The sequence below is a fragment of the Pseudomonas sp. GL-R-26 genome, from assembly GCF_019947365.1.
GTDB lineage: Bacteria > Pseudomonadota > Gammaproteobacteria > Pseudomonadales > Pseudomonadaceae > Aquipseudomonas.
In genome coordinates, this window is record NZ_JAGYGI010000028.1 from 1 (window position 1) to 13771 (window position 13771).

Genomic DNA, 13771 nt, shown 5'->3' on the forward strand with positions numbered 1-13771 from the left:
GGGTGGGCTGGGGTGGTACATCTTTCAGAATCGCAATGAGCTGTACACCGACAAGGTGTTTGCCGGGTTGGCGGTGGTGATTCTGATTGGGTTGCTGGTGGAGAATCTGGTGTTTGATTCGTTGGAGCGGGTGACAGTTAGGCGGTGGGGGATGGTGCGGTAAAAATTGTTAATGGCGCGTTGGCAAATGCAATCAGGTTCCTGGATTCCAGCGACGGTCATGGGCATTAGTTCTCCTCAGCGTTTGGCCACGCCGCACCTGTGCATTTCTGTTTACAACCTCTGCGGCTGGCAATGGCTGAACGGGAACCTGCTGAACAACCGGTGCCGGATGAGGTGCTGCAATATTGAGGTTTTCATACTGTGGTGGCCGCTGTTCCATGTGATAGACCTTATATTCCTGAGGGTTGAGCCCCGCAGCTAAAGTGTCTTTATTCGAGAGCATGCCGCCAGACTTTGCCTGGTTGTAGGTCGGTAGTCCTTCAGAGTTAGTCGGCTTTCGACCTGCGCTGCTACCGGCCTGACGAGGGGCGTTCGAGTTTGTCGCTCGTGGTACACGCCCACCCGATGACCCTTGAGGCGAGGCAAAAAAGGAAGATCCAGGAAAACCGGGTGGCTGCTGCGGGTACGGCGTGGCCTGGACTCCGCTATGTAGCTCAGCTGCGTCGTTTGTCCAGCGGGGCAGGGACTTGGGGCCGGCAAGGTACCCGGTGGCGGAAAAAATACCGTCTAAGTCTTTTGTTTTCTGAATCGGTATGTGTTGTTGCAGGGTGCGTGCAGCATTGGCAGCAACCGTCGTATCGATTATGGGAAGTGGCCCTCCGGTCCGATAATTGGGTAAGCGAAACTTGAGTGATGCTTTGAAGTCGCTCGCTGCGAGCGCCAATGCTATCAGCGGGTTATGCCCTGTCGGATCCGACCTGTTCACCGGATCCCCCACGCAATACATATACGCATTCAACCCACCCCCACGAAACGGACTCCAGCTGTCCGGACTGTGAAAACGCATCAATTGCGGGTTGTAGGCGCGGTAGCCGTTGCCCAGTAAATACCAGCCAATGTTGGCTTCACGCAGTTGGCCATTGAACCCCAGCCGTGTCTCGACTCTCTGCTGCGCGGACTGCTCACCGTAAGCTGAGTAGGCGATGGTTTTGGTCTGGCCATCGACGATTTCGCCAATGATGGATTGGCTACGGTCGGTTGCCAGCAGTACTACCCGTGGTTCGCTGCGGTTGACTGGTTCATCAGGTTTGGCTTGGCTCATATCGGGAGCTTCATGGAAGTGGGGCAGGCCTTGGGTTTTACTCGCTTGAGCCAGGCTTGAGAACTATCAGAACTGATAGTGGTTCGAGTCGTGCTTTGGGGGCCGGGGCAGATGGATGGGGTGACGAGGCCTTTTCCGAGGGCCGTGCTGGGGTGGTACATCTTTCAGAGCCGAAATGAGTTGTACGCCGACAAGGTATTTGCGGTGGTGATTCTGATTGGGTTGCTGGTGGAGAATCTGGTGTTTGATTCGTTGGCGCGGGTGACGGTTAGGCGGTGGGGGATGGTGCGGTGATGAGGTCTGGCTTATGAATTTGATTGCCCATGGCCGATGGACAACAGGCGCTATTTCTTGCCGCCATTTCTGATGTCTTCCATCGCCTTTTCTTGCATTACTTGAGTGTAGGAAGGAGGGTGCCCGGGCGGTTGCGCTTCATGAAATTTCTGGTAAGTGACATGTTGTCGATAAGCCTCCGATGAAGTGTTGTTCGCGGGAACATTGTTACTGCTAGGTTCAAATAATGGTTTAAGTCCAACTTCACGTGAGGATTCAGGCTTATCAAAAGATGAGCCAGGCTTTTGGGCATATTGAGAGCTGGTGGAGGCGCTCGGTGATTGAGAGGAACCATGCGCAGTGCTGCTTACTTTCCAAGTTTTGCCTGGCGACTGCTTCTGCCGAGAGGCAACAAAAGAAGATCCAAGAAAGCCAGGTGGCTGCTGCGGGTACGGCGTGGCTTGGACTCCACTAAGTCGCTCCGCTGCATCGTTTGTCCAGATGGGTGGGGACTTCTTGCCGGCAGCGTACTCAGCAGCGGAAAAAAAACCGGCTAAGTCATCTGTTTTCTGAATCGGTATGTTTTGTTGCATGGCGCGCGCGGCGTTAGCACCGGCTGAAATGCTCACGATATCTTTGGGTACTGGAGCAGCCCGATAATTGGGCAAATGAAATTCCGAAGCCAGCTTACGTGCCTTGGCAATCAAGGTTTGCCAGATATGTCCCGTCGGATCCACCCGATTTACCGGATCCCCCACGCAATACATATACGCATTCAACCCACCCCCACGAAATGGACTCCAACTGTCCGGGCTGTGAAAACGCATCAATCGCGGGTTGTAGGCGCGGTAGCCGTTGCCCAGCAAATACCAACCGATATCCGCTTCACGCAATTGGCCATTGAACCCCAGCCGTGTCTCGACTTTCTGCTGCGCGGATTGCTCGCCGTATGCGGAGTAGCCGATGGTGTGGTTCTGGCCATCGACGATTTCGCCAATGATGGATTGGCTACGGTCGGTTGCCAGCAGCACGGTGCGTTTCCAGGTTTGGTTGTTTGAATCAACGGATTTACGCTGAGCCATTTTGGGAGTCGTCGTGAGAGTCACGTGCTTTTAAGATGTACGAATGGTTGCGACAAATTCCCCGGTCACTCTACTCAGCAGAGAGGTGTGCCCTCTTGCGTCAATAGTCGCTTGTACGTGGTTGTAGTTAGAGGGTTGGAATTGAGGTTTTTCCGCTTTTGTTCGACTACGAGAAGTAGAGGCGGCGGGGTTTTCTTGATAAGACATTCTTTGTTGCCTGACCCGATTAGATCGTTGTAATTTTCCAATCGGGTTCGGCGAAGCGATCTGCGATTTCGAAGGTGAAACTACACGACTTGGCGGAACAGGAAATGGCTCACTCCCTACCGTGGCAGCAATGAAGGATTTTTTGGTGTTTCCTAAGGCGACCGACATCTTTGAAGCGCCGCTACCAATAAGGTTCGTGGTGCTGTTCATTGCGTTTTTTGTCGCAAAGGCCGTTGTCCTGACAGCTTGCGTGGCAACATTGGTCACCCGTTCGGCGAGACGCTGTAAGGCTCTGGAGAACGCCCAAATCGATTGCCCCGTCGGATCTGAATTCATCACCGGCTCCCCACCGCAATATATGTACGCATTCAACCCACCCTCACCAAACGGACTCAAACTGTCCGGGCTATGAAAGCGCATCAACTGCGGGTTGTAAGCGCGGTACCCGTTGCCCAACAAATACCATTCAGGTTTAACCTCACGTAGTTCGCCGTTAAACCCTAGCCGCGTCATGACCCCAAGCTGTGACGATTGTTGGCCGTAGGGCGAGTACGCAATGAGATTAAGATTGCCCGCATCGACTTCGATCAATACCGAGTTTTTGAGATCCACTACCAGCAAGGTCGCGCGTTGCTGGCTGGGGTTCTGCTGATTAACAGGTTTGGCCTGACTCATATCGGGGAGCTTCGTGGAAGTGGGATACGGCTTACTGTTTTACTCGCTTGAGCTCAACTAGATAACTATCAGAACTGATAGTGGCTCGGGTCGCGCACCTGGGCCGGTACAGTCAAAGCATCATTCGGAGGATGTTTGCTAGCATTGCATCTGACTCAACCAAGATCAGACACGAGTGCTCACCATGCAACTCCCAGACATGAACCTGTTGGTCGCCCTCGATGCTTTGCTCGACGAGGGCAGTGTGGTGGGCGCGGCGCGGCGGATGAACCTGAGCCCGGCGGCCATGAGCCGGACGTTGACGCGCATCCGCGAAGCCATTGGCGATCCGATCCTGGTGCGCGCCGGCCGTGGTCTGGTGCCGACCCCCAAGGCGCTGGAATTGCGCGAGCAGGTGCGCAGTGTGGTGGAGCAGGCCGGGTTGCTGTTTCGTTCGGCTGATGCGGTGGAGCTGAGTTCGCTGCGGCGGCGTTTCAGTATTCGGGCCAACGACTTCTTTGTCGGCGTCTACGGCGGCAAGCTGTTCGACACCCTCGACCGGCAGGCGCCGCACTGCGAATTGCGTTTCGTCCCGGAAGGCGATGGCGATGACGAGGCGTTGCGCGAAGGGCGGATCGATCTGAGTATCAGCAACACCCGGCCGTTGACCCCGGAAGTGAAGATTCAGAACCTGTTTTCCACCCACTTCGTTGGTCTGGTGCGTGAGGATCATCCGCTGCTGGACGATGAGATCACGGCTGAGCGCTATGCGGGTTATTCCCATATCAGCATGTCCCGGCGCGGCATCGCCCGAGGTCCGATCGATACCGCGCTCAATGCCCTGGGGCTGGAGCGGCGGGTGGCGGTGATCGCGCCGAGCTTTCATGCGGCGATGTTTGCCTTGCCCGATTCCGACCTGATTCTGCCTGTGCCCAAAGAGGCGCTGCTGAGCGTGCGACGGCTCGGTCTGAAGCTGCGCTCGTTCGACCTGCCGATCCCGTTGCCGACCTTGATGCTGACCCAGGCCTGGCATCCGCGTTTCGACAAGGATCCGGCCCACCGCTGGCTGCGGGAAACGCTCAAGGCGTGTTGCGATGAAACGTGGTTGGCCGCTCAACCTGAAAGTCACCGCTGAACCCCTGTGGGAGCGAGCAAGCTCGCTCCCACAGGGTTTTGTATTGTTGCGTCAGACGCACTTATAACCTGCTGATAAGTTGATTTTCGTCAGGCATCACGCTTCCTAGAATGCTTCGGTCTTTCCACGCCGGAGCTTGCAGTACATGACTTCCCTTACGGTCACGGCACCTGTTGCTGCGGCCAGCACGGCAGCCGCTCCAACCGTCTTCGGCCCGCGGATCATCATCGGCCTGGTAGGCGTATTGCTGGCGGTGCTGGTGTCGGGCCTGAACGAGATGGTGACCAAAGTCGCCTTGGCCGACATTCGCGGTGCGTTGGCCATCGGCTACGACGAAGGCACCTGGCTGGTCGCCTGTTACACCGCGACGTCAGTGGCGGCCATGGCGTTTGCGCCGTGGTGTGCGGTGACGTTCTCGTTGCGGCGTTTCACCTTGTGCGCCATCAGCCTGTTCACCCTGCTGGGTGTGTTGTGCCCCTTCGCCCCGAATTACGAAAGCCTGCTGTTGCTGCGCACCTTGCAAGGCCTGGCGGGCGGGGCATTGCCGCCCATGCTGATGACCGTGGCCCTGCGGTTTCTGCCCGCCAATGTGAAGTTGTATGGCCTGGCCGGTTATGCCCTGACGGCGACATTTGGCCCGGGCCTGGGCACGCCGTTGGCCGGGCTGTGGACCGAGTATGTCGGCTGGCAATGGACCTTCTGGCAAATCATCGCGCCGTGCCTGACTGCCATGGCCGCAGTGGCGTATGGCTTACCCCAGGACCCGCTGCGCCTGGAGCGCTTCAAGTCCTTCAATTGGCGCGGTGTGCTGCTGGGTTTTCCCGCCATCTGCATGCTGGTGATCGGCATCCTGCAGGGCAATCGCCTGGACTGGTTCGAGTCGAACCTGATCTGCGGGCTGCTCGGTGGCGGGCTGTTGTTGCTGGTGTTGTTTTTGACCGGCGAGTGGTCGCAGCCGATTCCGTTTTTCAAGATGCAGATGCTCGGCATCCGTAACCTGTCTTTCGCCCTGCTGACCCTGGCGGGCGTGCTGGTGGTGTTGCAGGCGGTGATCATTATTCCGTCCAGCTACCTGGCGCAGGTCCAGGGTTATCGCCCGGTGCAGACCGCGCCGATCATGCTGCTGGCGGCGCTGCCGCAATTGATTGCGCTGCCGTTGGTGGCGGCGCTGTGCAACTTTCGCTGGGTCGATTGCCGCTGGGTGTTGGGCATCGGCCTGAGCATGCTGGCGCTGTCGTGCGTCGGCGGCTCGCAACTGACGTCCGCGTGGATTCGCGATGATTTCTATGTGCTGCAATGGCTGCAGATTTTCGGTCAGCCCATGGCGGTGTTGCCGCTGCTGATGCTGTCCACCGGCAGCATCAGCCCGATGGAAGGGCCGTTTGCATCGGCCTGGTTCAATACCGTCAAAGGCCTGTCGGCAGTCATCGCTACCGGTGTGATCGAGGCGTTGACCACGGCTCGCCTGCATTTTCACTCGACCATGCTGGTCGACCGCCTCGGCAATTCGCCGCTGGCCGAGCACGACAGTGCAGGTCTCGCGCATCGTCTGCATGAGCAAGCGGTGGTGCTCACTTCCTCTGATCTTTACCTGTGCATGGCCGTTGTCGCCGTGACCTTGGTCCTGCTGATTTTCTGGCTGCCGACGCGGATCTATCCACCGCGCGCACCGACCTGAATGCTCCACTGTTACAGAAGGTTTTTATGAACACTCAAGCAAAGCAGAAAGTCGCGGTGGCCGTGGCCGCCGCATTGGCCGTCGGCGTGTTGCTGTACCTGGCGATGCCCGGCCTGTTCGGCAAGCGTACCCAGCAGAACACCAACGATGCTTATGTCTCGGCGGATTTCACCCTGGTCGTACCGCGGGTTGCCGGGTTTATCAGGCAAGTGCTGGTGGAGGACAACCAGCAGGTCACGGCCGGACAGTTGCTGGCATTGATCGATGACCGGGATCTACGCGCAGCCGCCGAGGCCGCCGATGCCGAAACGCTGGTGGCCAGGGCGCAACTGCAAAACGCCCGGGCGACCCTTGAGCGCCAGGCGTCGGTGATTGCCCAGGCGCAATCCTCGGTGGTTTCGGCCAAGGCGGAAATGGCCTTTGCCGAGCATGAACTGAGCCGCTACAACCACCTTGCCGGGGTGGGCGCGGGCACGGTGCAAAATGCGCAACAGGCGCAAACGCGCATCGACCAGGCTTCGGCACGATTGGCCAATGCCACGGCGGTACTGGCGGCGGAACGCAAGCAGGTGGAGATCCTCACGGCCCAGCGCGATGCAGCCGAAGGGGGCTTGAAACGGGCGCAAGCGAAGCTGGAAATGGCCAGCTACGAGTTGTCCTATACGAGGATCGTCGCGCCACAGGACGGCATGGTCGGCGAACGCGCGGTGCGGGTCGGCGCCTATGTCACTCCGGGCAGCAAAATCCTCGCGGTGGTGCCGCTGGCGCAGGCATACGTGATGGCCAATTTCCAGGAAACCCAACTGACGGATGTGCAACCGGGGCAGGCTGTGCAAGTGCGCGTCGACAGTCTGGGCGGTGCGGCATTGAACGGTCGTGTCGAAAGCATTGCACCGGCCACCGGGGTGACGTTCGCCGCAGTCAAACCGGACAACGCCACCGGCAACTTCACCAAGGTGGTGCAGCGGATACCGGTGAAGATCGTGCTGGAGCCGGGACAGTCGCTGGCCGAGCGCTTGCGGGTGGGGATGTCGGTGGAGGCGAGTATTGATACCGGCAGTAATGCGTCGTCTGTGCGTGAGGTGACTCAGCGATGAGTTTTCTCGATCGGAATATGTACCTGTGGCGAGGGGGCTTGTCGGATCGCCGCACCGCCCCGTTCGAGTGCGCAGCGCTCGCCAAAGCCAGGGCCGCTTCGCGACCCAACGGGGCGGTTCGGCGTTCCGACAAGCCCCCTCGCCACAAGAGACTCGTTCAGTCTGCGGTTTTGGCGTTGAACTTACTGGCAGTCAGCGGCTGTACCGTAGGACCCGATTTCCAAAAGCCCGAAGCCACCGAAATCGCCGAATGGTCGAAACCATCAAAGGCAGCCGCCAGCCAGGCTGTCACCGAAACGATGACCGAGCGCTGGTGGGAAGTGTTCCACGACCCGAAACTCTCGGCCCTGAGCCAGCGCGCCCTGACCGACAACCTCGACCTGAAACTGGCCAGCAGTCGCTTGCAGCAAAGTCGTGCAGTGCGTCAGGTCATCACCGCCGAGCGCTACCCCAACACGGCTGCCAGCGGTCGTTACGGACGCAACCGCAACAGTGGTGAAGGCCTGAACGATCCGTCAGGACACAACGGCCAATCCGCCTTCAACCTGTGGGATGCCGGTTTTTCCGCTTCCTGGGAGCTGGATTTCTGGGGCCGCGTGCGGCGGGAAACCGAAGCCGCCGACGCCAACCTGGAAGTCGCCGAGAACGACCGACGCGGCGTGCTGCTGTCGGTGCTGGCCGAAACCGCCCAAGACTACATTCAGCTGCGCGGTGTGCAGAACACCCGGCTCGTCACCGAGCAGAATCTCGACGTTGCCCGCCATAGCCTGAAACTTTCGCAACTGCGTCTGGCTGACGGTGTCGCGACGGATCTGGATGTCGCCGAAGCCGCCGCACAAGTGGCGGCCATCGAGTCACGCCTGCCCGCATTGGAGCAACGCCAGTGGCAACTGATAAACGCCTTGAGTCTGTTGATGGGCGAGCCGCCCCAGGCATTGGCGGTGGAGTTATCCACAGACGCACCGGTGCCACAAACGCCGCGTCAGGTCGCCATTGGGTTGCCCTCGCAATTGGCTGAACGTCGACCGGACATTCGCCAGGCCGAAGCGCGGCTGCATGCCGCCACTGCCAGCATTGGCGTGGCCAAGGGCGATTTCTATCCGCGAATCACCCTGTCGGGGAACATCGGCTCCCAGGCCATGCAGCTGAGCGATTTCGGCTCCTGGGGTTCGCGTTCGTTCGGGATCGGCCCGCAATTCAGCTTGCCGCTGTTCGACGGCGGCCGCTTGCGTGGCGTGCTCCAATTGCGTGAAACGCAACAACAGGAAGCCGCTATCGTTTATCAGCAGACCGTGCTGCGTGCCTGGCATGAAATCGATGACCAGTTGACCGCCTACAACGCCAGTCAGTTGCGCCGCGACAGCCTGGCCGAGGCCGTGCGCCAGAACCGCATTGCTCTGGACACCGCGCAACAACAGTACGTTGAGGGCGTGGTGGATTTCGTCACCGTACTCACCGTGCAAGGGGCGTTGCTGGCGACGCAGGAGCAGTGGGTCGAGAGCTCGACGGGCGTGTCGTTGGCGGCCGTCGGGTTGTACAAGGCATTGGGTGGGGGTTGGGAGTCGGTGTATCCGTTGGCTGAGATGGCGCAGCGCTGACGGTGCAGCCGCCGGCTATCGCTTCATTATCGGGTCAGCATCGACGTTGCTCGGTTTGACGCGCTAAAGTGATGCGCAAGTAATCTGGCTCTTCACTCAACGTCGCAAGGGGAGGCAATGGAGGCGCGCAGAGAAACGCCGATGGGCGACACTCAGGGACCGCACGCCAATCCTGGTTTCGCCAGGGGCGCGCAACCGTTGATCCGCTGGGCGCGAGAGCATTGGCTAGTGCCGATTCTGGTATTGGCCGCGCTGGTGCGCTTTTACGATCTGACCGCTGCCGCGATTTGGGGCGACGAGGGTTCCAGCCTGCTGCTGGCCCGTTATTCAATACCTGATATCTGGTTGCACGCCGCCTACGACGTGCACCCGCCGCTGTACTTCATGCTGCTGCACGGCTGGATCGCGATGTTTGGCGACGGCATTTTGTCGATCCGCTGCCTCAGTGCCCTGCCGGGGATCGCCTCGGTCGGGCTCGGTGTGTGGCTGGTCGATCGGCTCGCCACCCGCCGTGCCGCGATCTTCGCCGGCGTCCTGCTGGCCCTGCTGCCCACGGCGGTGCGCTACAGCCAGGAAGTGCGAATGTATTCGCTGCTGGGGCTGTGGTTGCTGGGGGCAACCATTGCGCTGGTGTACTGGATCCGCAAGCCGCAGCGCCGGCGCTATCTGGTGATCTATGTCGTGCTGATGAGCGCGGCGTTTTACACCCATTACTTCACGGCCCTGTGCGTGCTCTGCCATTGGTTGTACCTGGGGATCATCCGCGTGCAGCCGGGGCATCGTCTGCGGCACATCCAGCGGGGTGACTGGTGGCTGGCCAATGTGGCTATCGTGGCGCTGTATCTGCCGTGGCTGCCGGGATTCGTCGACCTGCTACGGCACCTGGACCAACTGAAGGCCAATGGCGATGTTGGCTGGGAGTTGCCCGTCAGCCTGGACTCCTTGCCGTCGATGGTCTGGTCGTTGCTGACCCAGGACGACGGCGAGAACCTGCCGCCACTGGTCTTTATTGCCTTGCCGCTGGCCTTGCCGTTGTTGGCGTGGGTGGCGCTGGCACGTGATCGAAGCGTGTTCCGCGGCAGTGCGTTGCTCGCGCTCTACACCTTTGTCCCGATGCTGCTGGTGTTTGCGGTGTCGTTTTTTTCGCCGATATTCATTGAGCGCTACCTCACCGCGTATGCCCTTGGCTTGCCGCTGTTGGCGGCATTGGCAATCGACCGCTTGTACTCCGGTTCCCGGGTGCTGGCCCTGACGGTGCTGGTCCTGTTTGTCGGTGTGGAACTGGTGGGGCTGAAAAACAACGCGACGGTGGACGTCCATGATCAGGTCAATGTCCTGGTGGAAGACGTCAACCTGCATTTTCAGCCGGGGGACAGGATCGTTACCAGTGACATGCTCTGGTACTTGAGTTACGTCTACTACAACCGCACCAGTACCCAGCCCCTGCTCTACACCCCACCACGGGCCGATGGCACCTCGAGCCGGCCGAACGACTATGGTTTCGGTACCTTGACGATGCCAGACGTGTATCTGGACCACTTGAGCGACCTGCCCAAGGGCACGGGACGAACCTGGCTGATCAGTACCGCCGACGTACCTGACGAGTTCGCACCGTTGCCGGCGCAATGGCATATCGCTCGTCAGATGAAGGCTGGCGGTGTTGCCGCGAGGTTGTACCTGTCCGGCAATACCGGACAATGAGTGGCGTCATCGCAACCTTCATGGTTTCGACGACAAGTCCGCCATGCCCTTGAGCAACTCGATCGGCAGTGGAAAGACGATGGTCGAGCTCTTGTCGCCGGCAATCGAACTCAGGGTCTGCATGTAGCGCAGCTGCATGGCCCCTGGTTGGCGGCCAAGCATTTCGGCGGCCTGCATGAGTTTTTCCGAGGCCTGCAATTCGCCTTCGGCGTGGATCACCTTGGCTCGCCGTTCCCGTTCGGCTTCGGCCTGCTTGGCGATGGCGCGGATCATCGATTCGTTGAGGTCCACGTGTTTGATCTCGACGTTGGCGACCTTGATGCCCCAGGCGTCGGTCTGGGCATCGAGCACTTGCTGGATGTCCAGGTTCAAGCGTTCGCGTTCGGCCAGCAGTTCGTCCAGTTCGTGTTTACCCAGCACCGCCCGCAGCGTGGTTTGCGCCAATTGGCTGGTGGCGGCCAGGAAATCCTCGACCTGGATGATTGCCTTCTGCGGATCAAGTACGCGGAAATACAGCACCGCGTTGACCTTGACCGACACGTTGTCGCGGGTGATCACGTCTTGCGGCGGCACGTCCAGCACCACGGTGCGCAAATCGACCCTGACCATTTGCTGGACCACCGGAATCAGCAGGATCAGACCAGGGCCCTTGACCTGCCAGAAGCGCCCGAGCTGGAACACCACCCCGCGCTCGTATTCGCGCAGGATGCGGAACGTCGCCCCCGCCAGTGCGATGATCAACAATAGCAGCGCGACAAGACCCAATTGCAAACCCATGACTATTCTCCGCCCGGCGCCGCGTCAGCCGCGGCCACTTGCAGCAGCAAGCCCTTGCGCCCCACCACCCGCACCTGTTGCCCGGGTTGCAGCGGCGTTGCGCTGAGCACTTGCCATCGTTCTCCTTGCAGATGAACCCAGCCGCCATAGGCGTTGCCGAGTTGCACTGACGTGACCGGCGTTTCGCTGCCGACCAGCCCGGCATCACCGCTGACGGTGTGGCGCGGTCGGGTCTTCAGGGCGTGAAACACCAGGTAGATCAGCAAGAGTGCGCTGATCAGTCCCAGGCCGATCATCAACGGCACGGGCACTTCGGTATTGGACAGGATCACTGCACCGATCACGAACATCACGATGCCGCCCAAGCCGATCACGCCGTAATTGGGCAGGGCCGCCTCGGCGATCAGGAACGCGATGCCGAAGGTGATCAGCCAGATCCCGACGGGGTTGGGCAGCAGCACCACAACCGTGTCGGCAGCACCGGCCGATCCGCTCAACGCCAACAGCAACGCAACTGCACAGCAACGCGTGATCACTTGACCCTCCGGGAGAGTCGTGGAGTGGCTCTGCATACAGTTTAGTTGAGCCTTGGCCTGTATGAATTTTGCTCAATTGTCATCGTCGGCCGATGGGCGGATTTCCCGCCGGATCGCGCCGGCGGGCCTAGACTTTTACTACGCAAGCCAAGCTTTAATCATCGTCCGCAAGCGATCATGGCGGACACCGAGGTGCATCATGCGTATGGCAAGAACCGTGCAGCGAAGCCTGGAAAAGGCTCAATGCGAATATGACATCGTCAGCCACCCACACTCGGCCAGCAGCCTTGAAACGGCGCGGGTCGCAGGTATTCCTGCCGAACGGGTGGCCAAATCGGTGATCCTCGACGATCACCATGGGCATTACCTGATGGCCGTGCTACCCGCCAGCCGTCACCTTGACCTGAGCAAAGTCCGAAGCAGCGGTGAGTGGCAGGTTTCCCGCGAAAGCAACCTGGCGCACCTGTTCGATGATTGCGAACGCGGTGCCGTACCGGCGCTGGGTGAGTCGTATGGGTTGGAGGTGGTGATCGATCCGATGCTGACCCGGCAGAAAGACATCTATCTGGAGGCCGGCAACCACGTCAACCTGGTGCGCATGGACATGCCCGAGTTTCTGAAAATGGTGCCGCATGCCGAGGTGCGGGAGTTGAGTCATTGAGTCTGCGGTGTCTTCGCTGCCATCATCGCGAGCAGGCTCGCTCCCACAGGGAGAACGAATTTTCCTGTGGGAGCGAGCCTGCTCGCGAATGACCGCGCAGCGGTCCCTAAATTGGTAATCAGGAGTTCGTCATGGAAAATCCGACCCACAACCTTCCATCCCTGTTCAAGCAACTCGGCCTGCCGGACGACGCCGAAAGCATTGATAAATTCATCGCCACCCATTCACCGCTCAAACCGGAACTGCACCTTGCGGATGCTTTTTTCTGGAGCCCGAGTCAGGCGGAGCTTCTGCGTGAGGAGATACTCGATGACGCGGATTGGGCGGAGGTGGTGGATCAGTTGGATGTGATGTTGAGGAAGGGGCGGGGGGTGTAGAAAACTGATAGGCGGTGCTCAACCGAGGTTGCTCTGAATACAATAATTGACCAGAATTAAGACCTCATTTGAGGTCTTAATTATGCAAAGTGTTTTGGCTGATATGGCTGTCAGCGTGTCTGAACTAAAGAAAAACCCCTCTGCCGTTTTGAATGGCGCCCATGGAGGGCCCGTCGCAGTGCTCAATCACAATCGTGTCATGGGGTATATGGTCCCTGCCGATGTGTTCGAAGCCATGATGGAGCGCCTGGATGATCTGGAATTGGCGGAAATCGTGCGTTCTCGTCGTCATGAAACACCGATCCCGGTAACGCTGGATGACTTATAAGCTCGAATTTCTGCCGTCTGCACGCAAGGAATGGGACAAGCTGGGGCACACGCTACGTGAGCAATTCAAAAAGAAGTTGGCAGAGCGGCTCGAAATGCCTCGAATCCCTTCCGACTCACTCCATGGCATGCCCGACTGCTAAAAAATCAAGTTGAAGTCATCGGGATATCGACTCGTCTACGAGGTGATAGATGAGCGCGTCGTCGTTTCTGTCGTTGCTGTAGGAAAGCGCGAACGCAGTCAAGTGTATGAGCGAGCCAAGAAACGTTGATGGCTCTTGGCAGGTCGCTGTTACGTATTTGTTTCAAAACTTGACGGAAAATCCCCTCCAATGCAATATTGATAGTTAGCAAACTAACAGTGTGTATTGTCCCTCGTGCCGAATAACCTCGACGTTCTCCAG

13 protein-coding genes and 3 pseudogenes are annotated in these 13771 nt (G+C 59.1%); 11 read left to right on the forward strand and 5 right to left on the reverse strand.

All coding sequences use genetic code 11. The features are described 5' to 3' along the window. Window positions 1-163, forward strand: a pseudogene (locus tag KGA96_RS23700) (ABC transporter permease); the annotation flags it as partial. Window positions 164-193: 30 nt separating this feature from the next. On the opposite strand, the gene KGA96_RS23705 reads toward KGA96_RS23700, so the two are convergent. Then, complete coding sequence (locus KGA96_RS23705) at window positions 194-1264, reverse strand: RHS repeat-associated core domain-containing protein (RefSeq protein ID WP_223465418.1); 1071 nt, start codon at window positions 1262-1264, stop codon at window positions 194-196. Window positions 1265-1411: 147 nt separating this feature from the next. Here KGA96_RS23705 and KGA96_RS23710 point away from each other — a divergent pair. After that, window positions 1412-1558: pseudogene (locus KGA96_RS23710) on the forward strand (ABC transporter permease); the annotation flags it as partial. A gap of 50 nt (window positions 1559-1608) precedes the next feature. On the opposite strand, the gene KGA96_RS23715 reads toward KGA96_RS23710, so the two are convergent. Together KGA96_RS23715 and KGA96_RS23720 are read right to left on the reverse strand one after the other, a co-directional pair. Continuing rightward, window positions 1609-2619, reverse strand: a complete 1011-nt coding sequence (locus KGA96_RS23715; protein WP_223465417.1) for an RHS repeat-associated core domain-containing protein — start codon at window positions 2617-2619, stop codon at window positions 1609-1611. A gap of 30 nt (window positions 2620-2649) precedes the next feature. Next, window positions 2650-3501: an RHS repeat-associated core domain-containing protein gene (locus KGA96_RS23720; RefSeq protein WP_223465416.1), complete on the reverse strand. Its 852-nt coding sequence runs from the start codon at window positions 3499-3501 to the stop codon at window positions 2650-2652. Window positions 3502-3685: 184 nt separating this feature from the next. Here KGA96_RS23720 and KGA96_RS23725 point away from each other — a divergent pair, with 184 nt between their 5' ends. The 5 genes from KGA96_RS23725 (at window position 3686) to KGA96_RS23745 (ending at window position 10689) form a co-directional block, all read left to right on the forward strand. Next, complete coding sequence (locus KGA96_RS23725; RefSeq protein ID WP_223515152.1) at window positions 3686-4615, forward strand: LysR family transcriptional regulator; 930 nt, start codon at window positions 3686-3688, stop codon at window positions 4613-4615. A 145-nt stretch (window positions 4616-4760) separates the two neighbouring features. Further along, window positions 4761-6293, forward strand: coding sequence for an MFS transporter (locus tag KGA96_RS23730; protein ID WP_046040675.1), 1533 nt, complete (start codon window positions 4761-4763; stop codon window positions 6291-6293). Between the two features lie 26 nt (window positions 6294-6319). Then, window positions 6320-7390 carry an HlyD family secretion protein gene (locus KGA96_RS23735; RefSeq protein ID WP_046040677.1) on the forward strand — a complete coding sequence of 357 codons (1071 nt, stop codon included), beginning with the start codon at window positions 6320-6322 and terminating at the stop codon, window positions 7388-7390. Further along, window positions 7387-8988 carry an efflux transporter outer membrane subunit gene (locus KGA96_RS23740; RefSeq protein WP_046040679.1) on the forward strand — a complete coding sequence of 534 codons (1602 nt, stop codon included), beginning with the start codon at window positions 7387-7389 and terminating at the stop codon, window positions 8986-8988. Before KGA96_RS23735 ends, KGA96_RS23740 begins: the two co-directional genes overlap by 4 nt. Before the next feature lie 117 nt (window positions 8989-9105). Continuing rightward, window positions 9106-10689, forward strand: a complete 1584-nt coding sequence (locus KGA96_RS23745; protein WP_046040682.1) for a glycosyltransferase family 39 protein — start codon at window positions 9106-9108, stop codon at window positions 10687-10689. A gap of 18 nt (window positions 10690-10707) precedes the next feature. Here KGA96_RS23745 and KGA96_RS23750 read toward each other — a convergent pair whose 3' ends face one another. Beyond that, window positions 10708-11466, reverse strand: coding sequence for a slipin family protein (locus tag KGA96_RS23750; protein WP_046040683.1), 759 nt, complete (start codon window positions 11464-11466; stop codon window positions 10708-10710). Between the two features lie 2 nt (window positions 11467-11468). After that, the gene (locus tag KGA96_RS23755; RefSeq protein WP_185754782.1) at window positions 11469-12002 is read right to left on the reverse strand and encodes an NfeD family protein; all 534 of its coding nucleotides are present in this window, start codon (window positions 12000-12002) and stop codon (window positions 11469-11471) included. Between the two features lie 199 nt (window positions 12003-12201). Here KGA96_RS23755 and KGA96_RS23760 point away from each other — a divergent pair, with 199 nt between their 5' ends. From KGA96_RS23760 to KGA96_RS23775, 4 genes and pseudogenes are all read left to right on the forward strand, one after another. Further along, window positions 12202-12663 carry an aminoacyl-tRNA deacylase gene (locus tag KGA96_RS23760; protein ID WP_046040686.1) on the forward strand — a complete coding sequence of 154 codons (462 nt, stop codon included), beginning with the start codon at window positions 12202-12204 and terminating at the stop codon, window positions 12661-12663. 131 nt (window positions 12664-12794) lie between these two features. Then, window positions 12795-13040, forward strand: coding sequence for a DUF2789 domain-containing protein (locus KGA96_RS23765; protein ID WP_046040688.1), 246 nt, complete (start codon window positions 12795-12797; stop codon window positions 13038-13040). Between the two features lie 82 nt (window positions 13041-13122). Beyond that, a complete protein-coding gene (locus KGA96_RS23770) occupies window positions 13123-13368 on the forward strand; it encodes a type II toxin-antitoxin system prevent-host-death family antitoxin (protein ID WP_046040690.1) in 246 nt (81 codons plus the stop codon). Next, window positions 13358-13639, forward strand: a pseudogene (locus KGA96_RS23775) (type II toxin-antitoxin system RelE family toxin). The gene KGA96_RS23770 and the pseudogene KGA96_RS23775 overlap by 11 nt, the downstream one beginning before the upstream one ends. The last annotated feature ends 132 nt before the right edge of the window (window positions 13640-13771 follow it).